This is a genomic window from Lentzea roselyniae, assembly GCF_039537795.1.
Lineage (GTDB): Bacteria > Actinomycetota > Actinomycetes > Mycobacteriales > Pseudonocardiaceae > Lentzea > Lentzea atacamensis.
The window spans coordinates 67,592-87,537 of sequence record NZ_BAABBE010000007.1 but is presented as its reverse complement, the minus strand read 5'-3'; the positions used below and the strand labels follow the sequence as shown (position 1 = coordinate 87,537).

Genomic DNA, 19,946 nt, shown 5'->3' with positions numbered 1-19,946 from the left:
TCGGGCCGCGAGACGCCGCGTCCTTCTTCGTCTCGCGCACAGCAAGGCAGGTGCCGCAGGGAGTTACAACGACCGGATGGCCGCCGGGTTACGCCCGCAGGCGGTAAGCCCGCACGACCGTTTGGTCGACCGTGTTGCCGTCGGTGTCCTCAGCCACCACGCGTAGCGACACGTAACCCCCAGGAGCCCCACCAGGGGGCACGATGGACTTCACCGGGACCCAGTTGACACCGTCGTCAAACGACGCGTAGGCGCGAAGTTCACGAATGGTGGCCTTGCCGGCCCCGGATTGACGCGACGCGGTGAACTTCACCGGCATCGGCGCACCGGCCTTCCAGCTGTTGCGCAGGTCGACGGGCAGCGTGTGGTCGACCTCCAGCAACGGCAGCCTGCCGCTCGCAGCACCGGAGAACTCCCAGGTCGTCCGCACGTTCTTCGACAACGCCGGCGTGTCGCGAGCCGCGTTTAGCGTCAGCTGGTAGCGACCGTCCTTCGCCGCGGCGGGAAGTGAGCCTTGCCGGTAGTCGACGATGCCCACCACCTCGTTGTTGTGCCGCAGTTCCACCGAGCCGTAGCCGCTGTTCCGCCAGTTCTCCACCCACGTGGAGCCACCGAACGGGGAGATCCGCACGCTGATCATGTCGCCGGCCCTGTCGACGCCGCCGCCCAGCGACCAGGTCACGGCCGACGGACGGCCGAAGCGGGGTGAGGCGACCGCGCGGTGGTTGGACCGCTCGTACTTCTCGCCCGGTGCGTAGGTGACCGCCTTGAGGTCCGCCCAGGACGTGGCGCCTTCGAAGCCCTCGTGGAACCAGCCGACGCCGTTGCCCGCCGAGTAGTACTCGGTGCGCTGCACCGGACCCATGAGGTCCTCGTCCAGGGCGCCGATGCTCAGCTTGGGCTCACCGTTCACCACCGGGTAGTTCCGTTGGCCGACATAGCCGTCCGGACCCGACGTGTGGTAGCGCGCCTTGACCTCGGCGAGCTCGGAGTGGCGGATCTGCCGCGTTCCGGCCGGCAACGCACCCTTGTCCTGCAGGTACAGGGTGTAGGACACCGGCGACCCCGCGATGGCGCGCAACGTCAGCCGCGACGGCGTGACCGTCACGTGGTGTTCCGCCACCGCGATCACCGGGATCACCGACCGCTCGTTGGCCGGGAACGGCACAGGGCCTGCCCACAACACGGCGACCGCGCCCGCCTGCTGCATCTCACGAGCGACGTCGAGCGGGCTCTCCTCACCGGACGTGCGCACCAGCGCCAGCTTGCCTCGCACGTCGGTGCCACGTTCAGCCACGTCGAGCGCGTGATCGCCCGGCTTCAGGTACGTGCTGCTTTCCCAGTACAGCACCGGGAACCCGCCCACGACCGAGATCAGCGGCTGCCCGCCCTTGAGGCTCGACTCGTAGGTCAGCTCCGGCAGCGCCGCGCCGAACGACAGGCCGTACAACGGCACCCGGCCGTCGATGATGCTGGCGACACCGTTGATCCGGCCCGGCTTCCACGGCACGCGCAGGTCGGCGTGGCGGTACCACACCTCGGACTTGTCATCGGGCAGCTGGACGCTGATCTGCTTGCCCTGCCTGGCGTCCAGCGTCACCGTCGTGTCCGCGGTCACCGACACGCGACCGGCCACCTCGGTCGCCGACACCGGGGTGAACCAGGCGTAGTTCGCCGTCTTCTCGTCGATCCGGCCGAGCACCGCGTAGTCCCCCACGCCGATGCGCGCCGTGCCGACACCGTCGGTGATCTCCATGATCGATGCTTCCTGCGTGGCCATGTTGACCAGCACCACGAACTCGTCGGGGACCGGCTTGCCGTCGCGGCCGGTCATCGACAGCGTCAACGTGCGGCGCTCCTCCTGCACGTACGCACCGACCGAAGTGGTCAGCGAGACGCCGCCGCCGGAAGCCTTGATGTGCCCGAAGAACGTGCCGTTGCCCTTGCGCGGGTCCAGCACCACGTCGACCACCGCCGTGCCACCGGCGGGAACCGTCACCGCGGCCGGAACCGTGAAGTCGGCGCCGAGATCGTGCTGCAGCGCCAGGGACACAGATTCCGAACCCGAGTTCGAGTAGGTGATCGTCTTCGTGAACGTCTTGGTGTGCGGCCACTCCAGCAACCCGAACGACAGGCTGCCGACGTCCGCGCGCACCTGCTGCGACACCGCGCGGCCCACGTCCAGCAGGCCGCTGCCGGCCTTCGCGGGCGTGTCCGCGACGGGCTTCACCGTCGCCATCAGGTGCGCCTTGAGCTCGGCTGCGGTCCAGGAGGGGTTGCGCTGAGCCAGGATCGCCGCGGCGCCGGCGACGTGCGGCGCCGCCATCGACGTGCCGGTCAGTTTCGCGTGCAGGTCGTCGACGTAGTACTCCCACAGCGTTCCCGCCGCCCGCGCGGCCACGATGTCCGTACCCGGTGCCGCGATATCCGGCTTGACCGCGAAGTCCTTGTGCCGAGGCCCCTGCGACGACCACTCGTTCACCGTGCCGGACTTGGTCAGGTTCGCCACAGCCAGCACCGCGTCGGCGGCCGCCGGTCCGCCGACCTTGACGCGGTCACCCGAGTTGCCCGCCGCCGCCACGAACAGGACACCGGTCTCGGCCGTGAGCTCGTTCGCCTTGACCGACATCGGGTCGGTGCCGTCGGACGCCATCTGGCTGCCGAGGCTCATGTTGACGACCTTGGCCCCGGCCTCGCGCGCGGCCCAGTCCATGCCGGCCAGGATGGCGCTTTCCTCGCACCAGTCGGCCTCGCAGACCCGGCCGACCGCGAGCTTCGCGCCCTTCGCCACACCGGAGTACTTGTCACTGCGCCCGGCGATCGTCGCGGCGACGTGCGTGCCGTGGCCGATGTCGTCCTGGATGCCGGCGGGCGTGAAGTCCTTCGAGACCGCCACGACGCCCGCGAGCTCGGGGTGGTTCTGGTCGTAGCCGGTGTCGAGCACGGCGACGGTCACGCCGGTGCCGTCGAACCCGGACTGCCAGGCTGCGGGCGCGCCGACCATCGGCACGCTCTGGTCCAGCGAGATCTTCGCCTTGCCGTTCAGCCAGAGCTTTCCGGCACTGCGCGCGGTGGCCCGCTGCTTCCACCGTTGCTCGGCTTCCTTCTTCGGCACCGCCGCTGCCGCGCGCAACCGGTTGTCCAGCACCGGGATCCGGTCGATCTTGTCGTCGGTGTAGCCGAACGAGTGCAGCGCCGTGACGTCGAAGAAGCGCTTGTCCACGCGATCCTGCCCAACCGCGTCGACGGCGTCCGCCGGCACCACGTACTGGTGGCCGTCCCGCACGTACTGGGCGAACCGCATGCCGGGCCGCCCCTCGACCCCGAGCAGTTCTCCCCGCTCGTTCACGACCACCTTGTCACCGCTGATCAGCGTGATGGTGCTGGTCGTCCCCAGTTGAGCTCTGGGCGGTTCCGCCTGTGCCGTCGCCACCGGGCTGAGCAGCCCGGCGGCGAGGACGGCGATCATCAAACAGCGCGCTCGGCGCACCTGTCCTCCCCTGGATGTGAACCTCTCACCCCAGGAGACTCAAGACGTTCGGAAAAGGTTGCTCGGATCACGCACCGCGGTACGTGCCGAAGCTCCAGCGGTTGCCCTCGGGATCGGCGACGGTGAAGCCGCGCGACCCGTAGTCCTCGTCGCGCAGCCCGCGGATCTCCGTCGCCCCGCGCGCCATGCACCGCGCGTGGATCTCGTCGGGCCGGTCGGTCACCACGTAGACGGACCCGGCGCCGGCCGCGGTCGCCTCGACCTCACCGGCCGAACGCACGGTGGAGCCGAGCATCACTCCGCCGCCCTCCGGCCAGACCATCTCGCAGTGCACGACCTCGCCCTCGGCTTCACCGGGCACGACGAGGTGCTCGGAGAACCCGAACGCCTCCACGAGGAAGCGGATCGCGGCGGGGGCGTCCTGATAGGACAACGTGGGCCAACAGGTAGGTGAAAGTGTGGTCATGGCTACCACTCTGCGACGCCGGACGCCTCACCGCCTTGTACGAATGGAAGCTCTGCCGCCATCCACTCGGTCGGGGTGGCTCCGCACAACGCCCGCCAGTCCCGGTTGAAGTGCGCCTGGTCGGTGTAGCCGCAGGCAGCGGCCACCTCGGTCAGCGTCGGTCGCCGCTGCCCGCGCAGCATCCGGTTCGCCCGCTCGAACCGCATGACGCGGCCCATGACCTTGGGTGTCAGCCCGTACTCCGCAGCGAACCGCGCACTCAGGTGCTGCCTGCTCCACCCGACCTCGGCGGCGATCTCCCCGACCGTCGCCCCCGCCGCGAGCCGCTGCCACGCCCACGCGACCTCGACCTGCTGCTTCACGGGCCGCAGCAACCGTCCCAGCACGAGGTCGAGCTGAGCGAACCGGTCCCGCCACGTCGTCGCGGTCTGCAGCCGTTCGCGCAGCTCACCGGCCGGCGCGTCCAGCGTGTCCAGCCCCACGGTGGTCGCCGCCAGCTCGCCGGCGGGCAGTCCGAAGAACGCCCGCGCGCCCAACGGCGTGAGGTCGCACTGGACGCCGTGCTGGAAGCCGTCGTGGGTGATGATCACGGCCTCGTCGTGCAGGCCGCCGCACAGCGTGGCGAACCTGCCCTGGTCGAGGTCGACCGTGCCGTCCACGGTGACGACGAGGGTCAGCGAACGCGACGGCAGGCCGCGGTGGATGCCGGGTTCCGACCGCAGCCGATACCCGGAGTACCGCGTCACGAACGGCCGCAGCCTCGGGTGCGGCGCACCGACGACGTGCTCGACGTCCACGTCCTCGATGCTAGTGCCGTTGCAGTCAGTTCTGCCCCCGTGTTCGGCGGTCAGACGGCCGCATCGTGGTGCCGCTGAGCGTCGAACACGCGGCGAAGGCTGGCTGTCGCGGCACTAGAACAACTCGCCGAGCACTAGCAGCCCAGCGCCCACCGGCACCAGATCGGCGCCGTACGACGTGACGCTCACGTCCAGCCCGGGCATCGCGCGCAGGTACAGCTCAGGGGACTCCAGCACCTTCCGTCCACTCAGGACGATCTGGTCCAGGTCCAGCAGCTGCACCAGGTTCTGCACGGCGGCCGCGAGCACCCGAGCCGCCTGCTCACCGCTCGCAACGGCGTGCACGGCCTCAACGCACCCGCGCCGCCCGCACACGCACAGCGGCCCGTCCAGCTGGATCGTGGTGTGCCCGAGCTCGCCCGCGCCCGACCGCGCGCCCCGGTGCACCTCTCCGCCGAGCAGCAGCCCGACACCCAGACCGGTGCCGACGAGCACGAGAGCGGCGTCCTCCATCGGTCTCCGCCAGGCCTCGGCCAGCACCGCGGCGTTGGTGTCCTTGTCCACGACGACCGGCAGCCCGAGTCGTTCCTCCGCCAGCTCCCGCAACGGAACACCGGACCAGCCGGGCAGACCGTTCGGGGCCACGACCCCGTCGCGGGAGTTCAGCGGACCGGCGATCCCGATGCCGAGCCCGAGCACCTTCTCATCGGCCGAGATCAGCGACGCCAACACCTCCAGCACGTCGGAAGGCGTGAACATCGGCGCCAGCGGCACGACGGACGCCGACACGACCTCACCGGTCAGGTCGAGCCGCACCACCCGCAGCTCGTCCCGGTCGACGTACGCCCCGTACGCGAACGCCCCGCCGGCGGCCAGCTGGAGCGACATCCGCGGCTTGCCACGGCCGCCGTCGCGGACCGCACCGGTCTCCTCCAGCAGCCCGGCCGAGATGAGCCGCGCCACGATCTTCGACACCGCCTGCGGGGTCAGCCCAGCTTCGGCGGCGATGGAAGCCCTGCTCAGGGCACCTGACCGAACGAGGCGGAGCACCGTCCGGTCGTTGTGCGAACGCAGTGAGGTGAGGTCCACATAGCAATTATGCAACAGCGTTGTTTTAATCGGGGCATGACACGAGTCGGACTGCTGGGCTACGGCATCGCGGGACGGGTCTTCCACGCCCCGCTCATCTCCTCGACCGAGGGCATGGATCTCGTCGCCATCGTCACGGCGAACCCGGAGCGGCAGGCGCACGCCCGTACCGCGTACCCGGACGCCAAGATCGTGACCGCCGACGAGCTGTTCGAGCTGGACCTCGACCTGATCGTCGTCGGCACCCCGAACCGCACGCACGTCGAGTACGCGCGGCGAGCCATCGCCAAGGGTGTCGCGGTCGTCGTCGACAAGCCGTTCGCGCCCACCAGCGCCGAGGCGAACGATCTCGTGACCGCGGCCAGGGCGAAGGGCGTGCCGCTCACGGTCTTCCAGAACCGCCGCTGGGACAGCGACTTCCTCACCGTCCGCAAGATCATCGGCCAGCTGGGCGAAGTTCGGCGGTTCGAGTCTCGATACGAGCGCTGGGTGCCGGAGATCTGGGACAACTGGCGCGAGTCCGGCGCGCCGGAGGAGGCCGGTGGCCTGCTCTACGACCTCGGTGCGCACCTCGTCGACCAGGCGGTGCAGCTCTTCGGCCCGGTCTCGAACGTCTACGCGGAGCTGGACTTGCGCAGGCCCGGCGTGCAGGTGGACGACGACGTGTTCGTGGCGCTGACGCACGACAACGGCGTCCGGTCCCACCTGTGGGCCAGCGCGCACGCCGCCCACCACGGGCCGCGGTTCCGCGTGCTCGGCAGCGAGGGCGCGTTCGTGATCAGCGGCCTGGACGAGCAGGAGGACGCGCTCGACGCCGGTCGCCGCCCGACCGACGCCAACTGGGGTTACGAGACCCGCAGCGGCCAGCTCGGCGTCCTCGGCCAGACGGTCGAGGTGCCCGTCGAGCTCGGCGCGTACGAACACTTCTACGCCGAGCTGCAGGCCGGCCGCATCCCCGTCGACCCCGCGGGGAGCGTGTACGCGCTCGAGGTCATCGAGGCCGCCTTCACCTCCGCGCGCGAGAACCGGGTGGTGACCCTGTGACCACGAGCGAAGAGCTCCTCGCCCAGGAGCGGCGCCTGCAGTTCACCCGCTTCGGCAACGACGTCGCGATCGACCTCGGCCTGCACCTGCTGGCCGCGGCCCGTGAACAGGGCCTGCCGATCGCGATCTCGGTGCAGCGCAACGGGCACAAGCTCTTCCACGCCTCGCTGCCCGGCACCGCGCCGAACAACGACAGGTGGCTGGAGCGCAAGGCCCGCGTGGTCGACCTGTTCGGCCACAGCTCGTTCTACGTGGGCACCTCGTTCCGTGAGAAGGGCACGACGTTCGAGGCGGAGTCGCGGCTCGACCCGGACCTGTACGCGGCGCACGGCGGCGTCTTCCCGGTCATCGTCCGCGGCACCGGCCCGGTCGGCACCGTCGGCGTGTCCGGGCTGCCGCAGGCCGAGGACCACGCGTTCGTCGTCACTCAGTTGGAATCGTTTCTGAACTCGCGCGACGCGCAATAGCACGAATAGTCCTTGGTACAAAATCCCGACACCAGTCCGGAGTGGCACCAAGAGGCGCAATGTTGTATTGGTACACATCACTTCGAGTGGCTTCACATCCACTCGGGGTGGTGTTGTATAGCATCCGAACATGCCTCACCCGTGCGAACAAAAGGGTGATCCTACTGGGCCAAACGAGTGCCCTATTCCACCCATTTACGAATAGAGACGGAGTCACCCTTCTGCCGATGCGAAGGCAGTTGCGCGGGCCATCAGTTGTACGCTCCGTAGCATCTACAGGCGTAAGGCACCCACCCGAATGTCGCCTTGTTGGCCCCTTCACAGCTCTCAATTGCGCGAACTAACGTCCGTTCCGGCGTATCGGATTGGTCCATTAGCGCATTGAGATAGGTGGGTGTGGGTTGTGACTGTGACGGATTCTGACCTCAATGAGGGCCGTCAGCAGCTGAGTTTGGGTACGGCCGCCGCTCGTAATCTGGCCACGACCACCAAGTCCGTCCCGCAGATGCAGGGAATCACTTCCCGCTGGCTGCTCAAGGTGCTGCCCTGGGTCCAGGCCGCAGGTGGCGCTTATCGCGTCAACCGCCGTCTCACCTACACGTTGGGCGATGGTCGCGTCTCGTTCACGAACATCGGCGCGGACATCCGCGTCGTACCGGCCGAGCTCACCGAGCTGTCGCTGCTGAAGGGCTTCGACGACGAGGCGGTCCTCGCCGCGCTCGCAGGCCGCTTCCAGCAGCAGGAGTTCGGCATCGGCGACCTCATCGTCGAGAAGGGCCGTCCGAAGGACACCGTCGTGCTGATCGCGCACGGCAAGGTCGACAAGATCGGCACCGGTGAGTACGGCGGCGAGACCGTGCTCGGCAACCTGGCCGACGGCGAGTACTTCGGCGAGACCGTGCTGGCCGGGCCGCAGGGCGAGTGGGAGTACACCGCCAGGGCCGTCACCCCGGTCACCGTCCTCACGCTGTCCTGGGACGACTTCCAGGCCCTCAACGGCGAGGCCGGCGGCCTGCGCGCCCACATCCAGCAGGCCTACAACAGCCGCAACAAGCCGCAGAACGACTTCGGCGAGGCCGCGATCGACATGGCCGCCGGCCACGACGGCGAGCCGGTGCTGCCCGGCACCTTCGTCGACTACGAACTCTCGCCGCGCGAGTACGAGCTGAGCGTCGCGCAGACGGTGCTGCAGGCCCACACCCGTGTCGCGGACCTCTACAACAACCCGATGGACCAGGTCGAGCAGCAGTTGCGGCTCACGATCGAGGCCCTGCGCGAACGCCAGGAGCACGAGATCGTCAACAACCGGTCGTTCGGCCTGCTGCACAACGCGGACCTCAAGCAGCGCATCCACACCCGCACCGGCCCGCCCACGCCCGACGACTTCGACGAGCTCCTGTCGATCGTGTGGAAGGACCCCGGCTACTTCCTCGCCCACCCGCGCACGATCGCGGCGTTCGGCCGCGAGCTGAACAAGCGCGGCGTATACCCGCAGCACATCGACTTCCACGGCCAGCAGGTGCCGGCGTGGCGCGGCATCCCGGTGCTGCCGTGCAACAAGATCCCGATCTCGGACACCCGCACGTCGTCGGTGATGCTGATCCGCACCGGCGAGCAGAACCAGGGCGTCATCGGCCTGCACCAGACCGGCATCCCGGACGAGTACCAGCCGGGCCTCTCGGTGCGGTTCATGGGCATCAACGACCAGGCGATCATCAACTACCTGGTCAGCGCCTACTACTCGGCCGCGATCATGGTGCCCGACGCGATCGGTGTCCTCGAGCACGTCGAGCTCGGTCGCGAGGGCTAGACGTTGGCGTCCTTCACCATGCCGGAGTTCTACGTGCCGCACCCGGCACGGATGAACCCCCACCTCGAACGTGCCCGCGTCCACTCGACACAGTGGGCGCGGGACATGGGGATGCTCGACACCGGGGTGTGGACTCCGGAGATCCTCGCGGGCGACGACTACGGGTTCATGTGCGCGTGGACCCACCCGGACGCGCCCGCGGAGATCCTCGACCTCATCACGGACTGGTACGTCTGGGTGTTCTACTTCGACGACGAGTTCTTTGCGGAGTTCAAACAGAACACGGACGTTGCGGGAGCCAAGGCGTACCTCGACCGGCTGCCCGCGTTCATGCCCATCAACGGCACCGACCCGTCGCCGGAGCCGCGGAACCCGACCGAGCGCGGGCTCGTCGACCTCTGGCAGCGGACCATCCCGCTGATGTCGGAGGACTGGCGGCGCCGGTTCACCACGAGCACCCACAACCTGCTGCTCGAGTGCATGTGGGAAATCAAGAACATGGCGACCGGCACCGTCGCCAACCCCATCGAGTACATCGAGATGCGCCGCAAGGTCGGCGGCGCGCCCTGGTCTGCGAACCTCGTGGAGGTCTCGGAAGCCGCCGAGGTGCCCGCGTCGATCGCGGGCACGCGGCCGTTGCGGGTGCTCTCCGACACGTTCTCCGACGCCATCCATCTGCGCAACGACATCTTCTCGTACGAGCGGGAGGTACAGCGCGAGGGCGAGAACTCCAACGGCGTCCTCGTGTTCGAGAAGTTCTTCGGCCACGACACGCAGACCGCGGTCGAGGCGGTGAACACCCTGCTGACCTCGCGGCTGCACCAGTTCGAGAACACGGTCTTCACGGAGCTGCCGCTGCTGTTCTCCGAGCACGGCGTCGACCCGCTGGAGCAGGCTCGGGTGCTCAAGTACGTGAAGGGCCTGCAGGACTGGCAGTCCGGCGGGCACGAGTGGCACCTGCACGCCGGCCGCTACACCAAGACCGACTCGGGTGCCGGCAACAGCGCGTTCTTCCGCACGATCCTGCGCGGGCCGACCGGCCTGGGCACGTCCGCCGCGTGGCTGGGGGTGGCTCGTGGTTGAGGTTCCTGTGTTCGACATGCCTTTCGCGGCACGGCTTTCGCCGCACGTCGACCGCGTCCGCGAGCACACCAGGGCGTGGGTGCGGGACATGGGGATGCTGAACGGCGCGCCGTGGACCGAGGCGTTCTACGACGCGGCGGACTACGGCGGTTTCGCGCCGCTGACGCATCCGACGGCGTCACTGGACGACCTGAAGCACATCAGCGACTGGCACACGTGGGGCTTCTACGTGAGCGACGCGTTCCGGGACGGCTTCCTCCGCACGCGCAACGTCGTGGGCGGCAAGGCTTTCGCCGCCCGGCTCAAGTCGGTGCTGACCGGGTCCGCTCCGGCGCTGCACCCCGCGGAGAAAGGCCTGGCCGACCTGGTCTCCCGGTCCACTTTGGACGCGGAGGACCAGGAGCACCTCGCCGAGTACCTGGACGCCCTGCTGTGGGAGCTGCACAACACCGCCCAGGGCAGGGTGCCCGACCCGATCGACCTCGTGGAGATGCGGCGCCGGTCGATCGCCACGGACCTGTCCGCGAAGCTGGCGCGCAAGTCGGTCGGCGCCGAGCTGCCCGCGGAGTTGTTGCGCAACAGCACGATGCGGGCGCTCGTCGACTCGTTCGGTGACGTTCCGGCGCTGCGCCAGGAGATCGTCGGGTTCGGCCACACCTACGCCACCGGTGCCAGCACCACCAGCGCGGTGCTGGCCGTGCAGCAGTTCTTCGAGTGTGAACTGCAGCAGGCGGCCGACGTGGTCGCCGACCTGATCGCCGCGCGGCTGCGGCAGATCTGCTCGATCATCGGCGACCTGCCGTCCATCGCGGCCGAGTACGACCTCGGCACGGAGGCGCAGGCCGCACTGCAGCGGTACGTCGAGGCGCTCAAGTCGTGGCTCGCCGGTGAGCTGCTCTGGACGCAGAGATCCCGCAGGTTCAGCTTCTCCCCCACTCCCACCCGAAGGTCGTTCCACTCCCCCACCGGGCTCGGCACCGCCGCAGCCCTCGTTCGCTAGTTCCACTTCCGCTGAAGCAGATTGGCGTGATTCGCAGTGACTGTTACCGATCCGGGTCTTGGGGTCGAGGACCAGCAGCTGAGCCTTTCCACCGCCGCAGCCCGCAACCTCGCGACGACCACCAAGTCCGCGCCGCAGATGCAGGGCATCTCGCCCCGGTGGTTGCTGCGCATGCTGCCGTGGGTCGAGACCAAGGGCGGCGCGTTCCGGGTCAACCGGCGCCTGAGCTACGCCGTCGGTGATGGTCGTGTCACGTTCACGAGCGTCGGTTCCGAGGTGCGGGTCGTGCCGCAGGAGCTGTGCGAGTTCCCGTTGCTGCGCGGGTTCGACGACGAGGCCGCGCTCACCGCGCTCGCCAACCGCTTCGAGCAGCGCGAGTACGAGCCGGGCGACGTGATCGCGGAACGCGGCGACCCCGCCGACTCGATCGTCGTCATCGCGCACGGCAAGGTCACCAAGACCGGTCGCGGCGAGTACGGCGACGAGGTGGCGCTGGGCACCATCGCGGACGGTGAGCACTTCGGTGACAACGAGATCCTCGCCGGGGTCGAGGGAACGTGGGAGTTCACCGCACGTGCGTTGACGCCGACGACCGTCGTGGTGCTGTCACGGGCGACGTTCAACCAGCTCAACGGGCAGATCGAGCCCTTGCGCGAGCACATCGCGCAGCAGCTGGCGAGCCCGGCCGGAGCGGCGAACAAGCACGGTGAGGCGGAGATCCGTCTCGCGTCCGGCCACGACGGCGAACCCGTGCTGCCCGGCACGTTCGTGGACTACGAGCTGCGGCCGCGCGAGTACGAGCTCTCGGTGGCGCAGACGATCCTGCGCGTCCACACGCGCGTCGCCGACCTCTACAGCCAGCCGATGGACCAGGTCGAGCACCAGTTGCGGCTGACGATCGAAGCGCTGCGCGAGCGGCAGGAGTTCGAGCTCGTCAACAACAAGGAGTTCGGCCTCCTCGCCAACGCCGACCTCAAGCAGCGGGTCAGCACCGGCTCCGGCCCGGTCACGCCGGACGACATGGACGAGCTGATCTCGCGGCGGCGCAACACCCGGCTGATCCTGGCGCACCCCAAGGCGATCGGGGCGTTCGGCCGGCAGCTGTCGGCGCGCGGGCTCTATGCGCCGACGGTCGAGGTCGAGGGCAAGCAGCTGCAGTCGTGGCGCGGCATCCCGATCGCGCCGTGCGACAAGATCCCGGTCAACAAGAACGGCACCACGTCGATCCTCGCGATGCGGCTGGGCGAGGAGAAGCAGGGCGTCGTCGGCCTGCGCCAGACCGGCATCCCGGACGAGTACGAGCCCGGCCTGAACGTGCGGTTCATGGGCATCGACGAGCACGCGATGCTCAAGTACCTGGTGTCGACGTACTACTCGGCCGCCGTGCTGGTGCCGGACGCCCTGGGCGTGCTGGAGAACGTGGAGATCGGTCTCTAGTCATGACCGCCGAGTTCTTTGGGGAAATGACCGAACCTCTCGCGGCCGGAAGACCAGCCGGCGAGGTGCTCGCGTGGAGCCGGGGCCTCGTGCTCCCGGCTCTGCGCAAGGCCGTCGAACAGCTGCCCCCGTCGATGCGCACGATCGCGGAATACCACCACGGGTGGCGCGACGAGTACGGCAACCCGGTGCTGGAGAACGGCGGCAAGGCCATCCGCCCGGCGTTGGTGCTGCTGGCGGCCGAGGCCGTCGGAGGCGACGCCTCCCGCGCCGTCCCTGCGGCGGTGGCGGTGGAGTTGATCCACAACTTCTCGCTGCTGCACGACGACGTGATGGACAGCGACACGACCCGCCGCCACCGTGCCACGGCGTGGACCGTGTTCGGTGTCAACGCGGCGATACTCGCCGGCGACGCGCTGCAGGCGCTGGCGGTGGACGTGCTCGCGGCGTCCGGGCATCCGCGCACTCTGGAGGCGATCCGGACGCTGGGTGACGCCGTGGCGGCGTTGCTCGACGGCCAGGCGTTCGATCTCGACTTCGAGACGCGTGCCGACGTAGCGGTGTCCGAAGTGGAGCAGATGGCGCGGGGCAAGACGGGCGCTCTGCTCGGTGCCTCAACGGCTTTGGGCGCGTTGTACGGCGGCGGCACGGACGAGCAGGTCGAAGCGATGCGCGGCTACGGCGCCGAACTGGGTCTCGCGTTCCAGCACGTGGACGACCTGCTCGGCATCTGGGGCGACCCGGCGGTGACCGGCAAGGCCGCGCACTCGGACCTGGCCAACCGCAAGAAGTCCCTGCCCGTCGTGCACGCGCTGACCGCCGGAGTTCCGGCGTCGGCGGAGCTGGCGACGCTCTACTTCGGCTCGCAGGAGATGAACGCCGAGACGCTGGCGCGGGCGGCTTCCCTGGTCGACGCGGCCGGTGGCCGGGCGTGGAGCCAGCAGCAGGCCGACGAGCTGCACACGCGGGCACTGCTCCATCTCGGCGAGGCCTCCCCGACCGCACGTGCGGCGGTGGAGCTCGGCACCCTCGCTCAACTGGTCACCCACCGAGACCACTGAAGGGCACTCGATGACGGAACACCCGCCGCGTTCGGTGCTGCTCGCCTCACCCCGGTCGTTCTGCGCCGGGGTGGAGCGCGCCATCGAGATCGTGGAACGGTTGCTCGACCAGCGCGGCGGCCCCATCTACGTGCGCAAGCAGATCGTGCACAACGTCCACGTGGTGCGGTCGCTGGAGGCTCGCGGCGCCGTGTTCGTGGACGAGCTCTCCGAGGTGCCCGTTGGTGCCACGGTCGTGTTCTCCGCACACGGGGTGTCGCCTGCCGTGCGTTCTGAGGCTGTGTCCCGGTCTCTGGACGTGCTGGACGCGACGTGCCCGCTGGTGACCAAGGTGCACTCGGAGGCCAGGCGCTTCGCCGAGCGCGGCGACACGATCATCCTGATCGGACACTCCGGGCACGAGGAAGTCGAAGGGACGCTGGGAGAAGCGCCCGACCAGACGGTGCTGGTGGAAACCGTCGAGGACGTCGAGGCGCTGGACGTCTCGGGCCCTGTCTCGTATCTGACGCAGACGACGCTCGCCGTGGACGAGACGGCGGACGTGATCGAGGCTCTGCACCGCAAGTTCCCGCAGCTGCGTGGGCCCGGCTCTGATGACATCTGTTACGCGACGACGAACCGTCAAGTCGCGATCCGGGACGTGGCCGCGCGGTCGGACCTGGTTCTGGTGGTGGGTTCGAAGAACTCCTCCAACTCGGTGCGGATGGTGGAGCTGGCGGCCCGCGGTGGCACGCCGGCTCACCTGATCGACGACGCCTCGGAGATCGACCCGGCCTGGCTCGCCGGGGTGTCGACGGTGGGGTTGTCGGCTGGTGCCTCGGCACCGCCGGAGCTGGTGGACGAGGTGGTTTCCGCGTTGCGGTCCTTGGGTTCCGTCACGGTCGCCACCCACACGACGGCGACCGAGACGATCTCGTTCACGTTGCCGCTGGCGGTGCGCCGTGCTGGCTGACATCACCTCGCCCGCTGACGTCCGGGCGCTCCCGTCCTCCGCGCTGTGCCCGCTGGCGTCGGAGATCCGGTCGTTCCTGATCTCCAGGGTGCACCGGACCGGCGGGCACCTCGGCCCGAACCTGGGTGCCGTCGAGCTGACGATCGCGGTGCACCGGGTGTTCTCCTCGCCCGTCGACGTGGTGCTGTTCGACACCGGGCACCAGTCGTACGTGCACAAGATGCTGACCGGGCGTTGCACCGACTTCGACTCGTTGCGGCAGGCCGGTGGCCTGTCCGGCTATCCGTCCGCGGCCGAGTCGGCGCACGACGTGATCGAGAACTCGCACGCGTCGACCGCACTGTCCTATGCGGACGGTCTGGCCAAGGCCTTCGAGCTGTCAGGCACCGATCGCCGGGTCGTCGCGATCGTCGGTGACGGCGCGCTGACCGGAGGGATGTGCTGGGAGGCGTTGAACAACATCGGCGGCTCCTCCCGGCCGGTCGTGGTGCTGTTGAACGACAACGGCCGCTCCTACGACCCGACCGCGGGCGGGTTCGCGGCCTCGTTGGCAGCCGGAACCGCGCGCGGGCTGTTCGAGGCGCTGGGCCTCGCCTACATCGGCGAGGTCGACGGCCACGACGTGCACGCCGTCGAGAACGCCCTGTGGGAGGCCAAGACACTGGGCCGGCCGGTCGTCGTGCACTGCAAGACCGTGAAGGGCAAGGGTTACGAGGCCGCTGAAACCGACGAGGCCGACCGCATGCACGCGGTGGGCGCTTCCGGAGCTACTGGCGGCCGCACCTGGACCGACGCGTTCTCCGACGAGATCGTGGCGATCGGCGCGGAACGTCCGGACGTCGTCTGCCTGACCGCGGCGATGCTGGAGCCGGTGGGGCTGCGGCCGTTCGCGTCGAAGTTCCCTTCGCGGGTCTTCGACGTGGGCATCGCCGAGCAGCACGCCGTGACGTCCGCCGCCGGCATGGCCATGGGCGGGCTGCATCCGGTCGTGGCCGTCTACGCGACCTTCCTGTCGAGGGCGTTCGACCAGCTGCTGATGGACGTGGCGCTGCACCGGTTGCCCGTGACGTTCGTGCTGGACCGTGCCGGTGTGACCGGCCCGGACGGCGCGTCGCACCACGGCATGTGGGACGCGTCGGTGCTGCCCGTCGTGCCCGGCCTGCGGCTGGCCGCCCCGCGCGATCCCTCTTCGCTGGCCGCGTTGCTGCGCGAGGCCGTCGAGGTGTCCGACTGCCCGACGGTCGTGCGCTATCCCAAGGCTTCGGCCGGGCCCGATGTACCGGCGTTGCGCCGGGTGAGCCATTTCGACGTACTGCGCGAGGTTCCCGACGCCGACGTGCTGCTGGTCGCGGTCGGCCCGTTGGCTGGTCCGTGCCTGGCGGCGGCTGTCGAGCTGGCGTCGCACGGCGTCCGGGTCAACGTGGTCGACCCGCGGTGGATCGCTCCCCTGGATCCGCACCTCGTCAAGTACTGCGGCCGGCACCGCCTGGTGCTCGCGGTGGAGGACACGACCTCGACCGGTGCGCTGGGCGCGCGGCTGGGCCAGGCGTTACCGGGGCATTGCGTCGCGACGTTCGCCCTGCCGCCCCGCTTCCTGCCACACGACTCACGCGCCCGCATCCTGCGTGCTCACGGCCTGGACGCGGCCGGCATCACGACGAGCGTGCTGAAGCGCCTCGGCGTGAAGTGACGACCCACCCGATCGCGAACGACAACGCGATCGCCCCGGCACCGACCGCCGGTGCCTTGACCTCGGCCGGCAGTTCGAGCGGCCGCATGGCAGTGGCGAGACTCAGCAGAATCGGGCCCTGCACGACGAACGCGACGTAGGCGGACCGCGCCAGCCCTTCGGCGAGAGGCTTCTGGCCGGTCAGCCTGCGTTGCGCCAGCCCGATGAGCCACAAACTGCCCGCGACGACCAGCACTCCTTCTGCCAGCGCGAGCATCAGCGCCTGCCACCGCCAGCCGCCGAGGAACGGTTCGGCGTTCTTGGCGAGGTCCAGAACACCCAGCAGCGCCGCCGCTATCGGCAGCACCGCGATCGTGCCGATGACGACGTTGCGGCACGCCCGGTAGATCTCGTCCGGCACCCGCTCTGCCAGCTTGCGCCCACCGATCGCGCCGAGCAGGAACATGCCGAGGCACTGCGGCCACCACCACAGGTGCAGATCGCCGACCTGCCCGCTCCTGGCCGGAAAGACCAGCCGTGTCAGGAACGTCGTGCCCGCCACCATCACCGTCATGCCGACGACGGTCCTGGTGGTGATGGCGCGTTCCCTGACCGGCGGCCCCAACGCCAGCACCGTCGAGAACACCAGCAACACACCCACGAACCACAGCGACCCGCTGTCCAGGAACGGATCCCTGTGCGTGAACGCGTGCCACCACGACACCGGCTGCCCGGCACCGTTGTAGGCGATCCAGACGAACGTCGGCCACACGACCACGGCGCTGACCACCCAGGGCGTCCCGAGCCTGACCAGCCGCTCGGTGATGAACCTCCTGGTGCCCTTGCGCTCGATCGAGCCGGGCGTGAAGATCCCGGCCATGAAGTAGAACGTGCCCATGAAGAACAACCCGGACGGCCCGATCAACGCCGCCAGCGCGGTCTCCACGCCGGGGTGGAACGTGACCTCGTTGACCTCGTCGTACGGCCAGCCGCCGATCGCGGCGTAGCCCAGCAGCGCGTGGCCGCCGATGACCCACGCCACGAGGATCACCTTCAGGTTGTCCACAGCGGACAATCTCACGCTTTCCATGGTCCGCTTCGGCGTGTGCTGACGCCAGCGACCGTTCGCGCAACCGGATCGCTACGGACGGTCGCCCGTGTACACGCCCAGCGTGCGGAACCTCAGGCCCGGCTCCAGGTACTCCTCCATCGCGTGCGCGATCCACCCCACGATCCGGGCGATCGCGAAGATCGCCTCTCCCGCGTCCGGCGGCATCTTGAACATCAGCCCGAGCTGGGCCAGCGCCAGGTCGATGTTCGGGAACGTCTGCTGCTGCGTGGCGATGATCTTGTCCGCCACCAGGTCGCCGTGGCTGCGCAGCAGCGCGAGCAGGTGGTCGGCGCGCGGGTCGCGCCGCTCGTAGACCCGATGCCCGAAGCCGGGAATCGGGTGACCGGACCGCAGGTGTTCGGCGACCGCGCCCATCGGATCGCCCTCGGCCTGGGCGAGGAACCGGTGCGCGATCGTCGTGGCGGCGCCGTGCTTCTGCCCCTCCATCGCGCCCAGACCGGCCGACACCACCGCGTACGGGTGGGCGTGGGCCGAGGCGGCCACGCGGGCGGCCATCGTCGAGATGGCCAGGTCGTGGTCGGCCAGCAGGATCAGGGCGGCGTTGAGCAGGTCGGGTTGCGCGGGCTCCGGCGAGAGGCGGGCCCACAGGCGTTCGGCGATGTCGGTGCCCTGCGGCTTGCCGAGCAGGGGGAGGGACTCGACGACGTCGGCGATCATGGCCTTGGCTGTGGAGACGGCTCGGTCGAGGTCGAAGCGCAGGGGGTCGCCGGCGCTCGCGAGGGCCACGGCCACGCGGATGCGGTCGGTCAGGGTGGCGCTTCCGGGGAGGGCCATCCAGATTTCCTGGCCCTCCGGGAACTGCATGCCGACGGTGTCGATCGACGTCCAGAGCCAGTGGGCCACGTCTTCGAAGCGCTTGGTGCTGGAGAGCTCGGGGACCGAGCGGCCGCGGTAGTAGAGGCGGTCGTTCTCCAGCAGGGAGATGCGGGTGCGGATGCGATCGGTCACAGCAGCCACTGCTCCGCGCGCACCAGTACGTTGAGCCAGGGCCTCCACCTCGGCGACGCCGAACATGCTCTGGCGGTTGACCTTCTGGCTGGTCAGCAGGCCGCGGCTGACGTAGGCGTACACCGTCGCCGGTTTGACGCCCAGGCGGCGGGCGGCTTGATTGGTCGTCAACATTGATTCCATCAACATTGACTATACAAGACATGTTGACGGAGCCTGTTGTACATGTTGATTGATGCACCCAAAGGGCTTAAAGACGTCGTCGTCACCACGACCCTGATCGGGGACGTGAACGGGGCCGCGGGCTACTACCACTACCGCGAGCACGACGCGATCGAGCTGGCCAGGACGCGGTCGTTCGAGGACGTGTGGTTCCTCTTCGTCGAGGGTCGACTGCCCACTGCCGACGAGTCCGCGCTCTTCGGTGCGCAGACCGCACAACTCCGGGAGTTGCCGAAGACCGTCAGCGAGGTGCTGCCGGCGATCGCACGGTCGGGGTGCACGGCGCTGGCGGGACTCAGGACGGCGCTGTCGATGCTGCCGAGCCAGCCGATGTGGGACGCGCCGATGAGCAGCAGAAAGGCGGACGCGCTCAGGATCAGCGCGATGACGCCGACGATCCTTGCGGCACTGCACCGGCTCAAGCTGGGACTTGATCCGGTCAACCCCAGGGTTGATTTGTCAACGTCAGCGAACTGGTTGTACATGTTGACTGGACTGGAGCCGTCAACGTGGACGAGCCGTGCTGTCGAGCAGTACTTGATCGCCACGATCGACCACGGGTTCAACGCGTCGACGTTCACCGCGCGCGTTGTCGCCAGTGCGGGTGCGGACGTCGTGTCGGCGGTGACGGCGGCGATCGGGACGTTCTCCGGACCGCTGCACGGCGGCGCCCCCGATCGGGCGCTGGAGGCGCTCGACCTCATCGGGACGCCGGACAACATCGACGCCTGGGTCCGCGACCGCATCGAACAGGGCGACCGGATCATGGGGTTCGGCCACGCCGTCTACAAGACGGAGGACCCGCGGGCGCGCCTGCTCAAGGAGATCGCGCTCCAGCACCCGAACGAGCTCACCACCTTCGCCGTCACCGTGGAGCGCCGGGTCACCGAGCTGCTGCAGGAGCTCAAGCCCGGCCGGCAGCTGTACGCGAACGTGGAGTTCTACGCCGGCGTGGTGATGGAGCTGTGCGGCATTCCGCGCGAGATGTTCACGCCGACGTTCGCGTGCAGCCGGGTGATCGGGTGGTGTGCCAACGCGCTCGAACAGTCTGAGGACACGAAGATCATCCGCCCGGTCGCCCGGTACACGGGTCCAGCACCCCGAATCGGGTCAACGCGGATCAAGTGAGGTAACGCAGGTCGTCGTACACGCGGATGCGGTCGCGGTCGGTGACGTCGGTCGAGCCCGCCAGGCCCGCGTTGCGGTCGCGGTGCCGGTCGAGCCAGACGGAGACAACTGCCAGAACCAAGAGGATCGCCACGAGAGTCATGGCACTAAG

The 19,946-nt window shown here is 69.1% G+C and carries 17 protein-coding genes; 10 read left to right on the top strand and 7 right to left on the bottom strand.

Features of this window, described 5'->3' with window-relative positions:
* Positions 1-88: 88 nt before the first annotated feature.
* From ABFX45_RS14385 to ABFX45_RS14370, 4 genes are all read right to left on the bottom strand, one after another.
* Entirely contained in the window at positions 89-3,490 is a 3,402-nt protein-coding gene (locus tag ABFX45_RS14385; protein WP_346130249.1) for a S8 family serine peptidase, read from the bottom strand.
* A gap of 67 nt (positions 3,491-3,557) precedes the next feature.
* Positions 3,558-3,956 (bottom strand): VOC family protein, encoded by a 399-nt coding sequence (locus tag ABFX45_RS14380; RefSeq protein ID WP_346130247.1) that lies wholly within the window; start codon positions 3,954-3,956, stop codon positions 3,558-3,560.
* Between the two features lie 2 nt (positions 3,957-3,958).
* Entirely contained in the window at positions 3,959-4,753 is a 795-nt protein-coding gene (locus tag ABFX45_RS14375; RefSeq protein ID WP_109635751.1) for a helix-turn-helix domain-containing protein, read from the bottom strand.
* A gap of 114 nt (positions 4,754-4,867) precedes the next feature.
* The gene (locus tag ABFX45_RS14370) at positions 4,868-5,842 is read right to left on the bottom strand and encodes an ROK family transcriptional regulator (protein WP_346130245.1); all 975 of its coding nucleotides are present in this window, start codon (positions 5,840-5,842) and stop codon (positions 4,868-4,870) included.
* A gap of 36 nt (positions 5,843-5,878) precedes the next feature.
* On the opposite strand from ABFX45_RS14370, the gene ABFX45_RS14365 reads away from it, so the two are divergent.
* From ABFX45_RS14365 to ABFX45_RS14325, 9 genes are all read left to right on the top strand, one after another.
* A complete protein-coding gene (locus ABFX45_RS14365; protein ID WP_346130243.1) occupies positions 5,879-6,886 on the top strand; it encodes a Gfo/Idh/MocA family protein in 1,008 nt (335 codons plus the stop codon).
* On the top strand, positions 6,883-7,353 hold the full coding sequence (locus tag ABFX45_RS14360; RefSeq protein ID WP_112226041.1) for a heme-degrading domain-containing protein: 471 nt from the start codon (positions 6,883-6,885) through the stop codon (positions 7,351-7,353). The genes ABFX45_RS14365 and ABFX45_RS14360 overlap by 4 nt, the downstream gene beginning before the upstream one ends.
* A 403-nt stretch (positions 7,354-7,756) precedes the next feature.
* Positions 7,757-9,163, top strand: coding sequence for a family 2B encapsulin nanocompartment shell protein (locus tag ABFX45_RS14355; RefSeq protein ID WP_346130241.1), 1,407 nt, complete (start codon positions 7,757-7,759; stop codon positions 9,161-9,163).
* 3 nt (positions 9,164-9,166) lie between these two features.
* Positions 9,167-10,246 carry a terpene synthase family protein gene (locus ABFX45_RS14350; protein ID WP_112226043.1) on the top strand — a complete coding sequence of 360 codons (1,080 nt, stop codon included), beginning with the start codon at positions 9,167-9,169 and terminating at the stop codon, positions 10,244-10,246.
* Positions 10,239-11,246, top strand: a complete 1,008-nt coding sequence (locus tag ABFX45_RS14345) for a terpene synthase family protein (protein WP_346130238.1) — start codon at positions 10,239-10,241, stop codon at positions 11,244-11,246. The genes ABFX45_RS14350 and ABFX45_RS14345 overlap by 8 nt, the downstream gene beginning before the upstream one ends.
* 36 nt (positions 11,247-11,282) lie before the next feature.
* Complete coding sequence (locus ABFX45_RS14340) at positions 11,283-12,683, top strand: family 2B encapsulin nanocompartment shell protein (RefSeq protein WP_346130236.1); 1,401 nt, start codon at positions 11,283-11,285, stop codon at positions 12,681-12,683.
* A 26-nt stretch (positions 12,684-12,709) separates the two neighbouring features.
* The gene (locus ABFX45_RS14335) at positions 12,710-13,744 is read left to right on the top strand and encodes a family 2 encapsulin nanocompartment cargo protein polyprenyl transferase (protein WP_346130234.1); all 1,035 of its coding nucleotides are present in this window, start codon (positions 12,710-12,712) and stop codon (positions 13,742-13,744) included.
* A 10-nt stretch (positions 13,745-13,754) separates the two neighbouring features.
* On the top strand, positions 13,755-14,696 hold the full coding sequence (locus ABFX45_RS14330; RefSeq protein WP_346130233.1) for a 4-hydroxy-3-methylbut-2-enyl diphosphate reductase: 942 nt from the start codon (positions 13,755-13,757) through the stop codon (positions 14,694-14,696).
* Positions 14,686-16,386 carry a 1-deoxy-D-xylulose-5-phosphate synthase gene (locus ABFX45_RS14325; RefSeq protein ID WP_109635731.1) on the top strand — a complete coding sequence of 567 codons (1,701 nt, stop codon included), beginning with the start codon at positions 14,686-14,688 and terminating at the stop codon, positions 16,384-16,386. Before ABFX45_RS14330 ends, ABFX45_RS14325 begins: the two co-directional genes overlap by 11 nt.
* Here the strand turns inward: ABFX45_RS14325 and ABFX45_RS14320 are convergent.
* Both ABFX45_RS14320 and ABFX45_RS14315 read right to left on the bottom strand, forming a co-directional pair.
* Positions 16,349-17,446 carry an acyltransferase family protein gene (locus ABFX45_RS14320; RefSeq protein WP_170154884.1) on the bottom strand — a complete coding sequence of 366 codons (1,098 nt, stop codon included), beginning with the start codon at positions 17,444-17,446 and terminating at the stop codon, positions 16,349-16,351. The two genes, ABFX45_RS14325 and ABFX45_RS14320, sit on opposite strands and share 38 nt — an antisense overlap.
* 60 nt (positions 17,447-17,506) lie before the next feature.
* Positions 17,507-18,628 carry a citrate synthase gene (locus tag ABFX45_RS14315; protein WP_233439434.1) on the bottom strand — a complete coding sequence of 374 codons (1,122 nt, stop codon included), beginning with the start codon at positions 18,626-18,628 and terminating at the stop codon, positions 17,507-17,509.
* Between the two features lie 42 nt (positions 18,629-18,670).
* On the opposite strand from ABFX45_RS14315, the gene ABFX45_RS14310 reads away from it, so the two are divergent.
* Positions 18,671-19,795 carry a citrate/2-methylcitrate synthase gene (locus tag ABFX45_RS14310; protein WP_109635723.1) on the top strand — a complete coding sequence of 375 codons (1,125 nt, stop codon included), beginning with the start codon at positions 18,671-18,673 and terminating at the stop codon, positions 19,793-19,795.
* On the opposite strand, the gene ABFX45_RS14305 is transcribed toward ABFX45_RS14310, so the two are convergent.
* Positions 19,788-19,937: a hypothetical protein gene (locus tag ABFX45_RS14305; protein ID WP_170154883.1), complete on the bottom strand. Its 150-nt coding sequence runs from the start codon at positions 19,935-19,937 to the stop codon at positions 19,788-19,790. The two genes, ABFX45_RS14310 and ABFX45_RS14305, sit on opposite strands and share 8 nt — an antisense overlap.
* Positions 19,938-19,946 lie beyond the last annotated feature (9 nt).

Coding starts and splice junctions, on each gene's coding strand:
- ABFX45_RS14380 (WP_346130247.1), bottom strand. CDS start 3,956: ATGACCACACTTTCACCTACCTGTTGGCCCACGTTGTCCTATCAGGAC.
- ABFX45_RS14365 (WP_346130243.1), top strand. CDS start 5,879: ATGACACGAGTCGGACTGCTGGGCTACGGCATCGCGGGACGGGTCTTC.
- ABFX45_RS14335 (WP_346130234.1), top strand. CDS start 12,710: ATGACCGAACCTCTCGCGGCCGGAAGACCAGCCGGCGAGGTGCTCGCG.
- ABFX45_RS14330 (WP_346130233.1), top strand. CDS start 13,755: ATGACGGAACACCCGCCGCGTTCGGTGCTGCTCGCCTCACCCCGGTCG.
- ABFX45_RS14315 (WP_233439434.1), bottom strand. CDS start 18,628: ATGGAATCAATGTTGACGACCAATCAAGCCGCCCGCCGCCTGGGCGTC.
- ABFX45_RS14310 (WP_109635723.1), top strand. CDS start 18,671: ATGTTGATTGATGCACCCAAAGGGCTTAAAGACGTCGTCGTCACCACG.
- ABFX45_RS14305 (WP_170154883.1), bottom strand. CDS start 19,937: ATGACTCTCGTGGCGATCCTCTTGGTTCTGGCAGTTGTCTCCGTCTGG.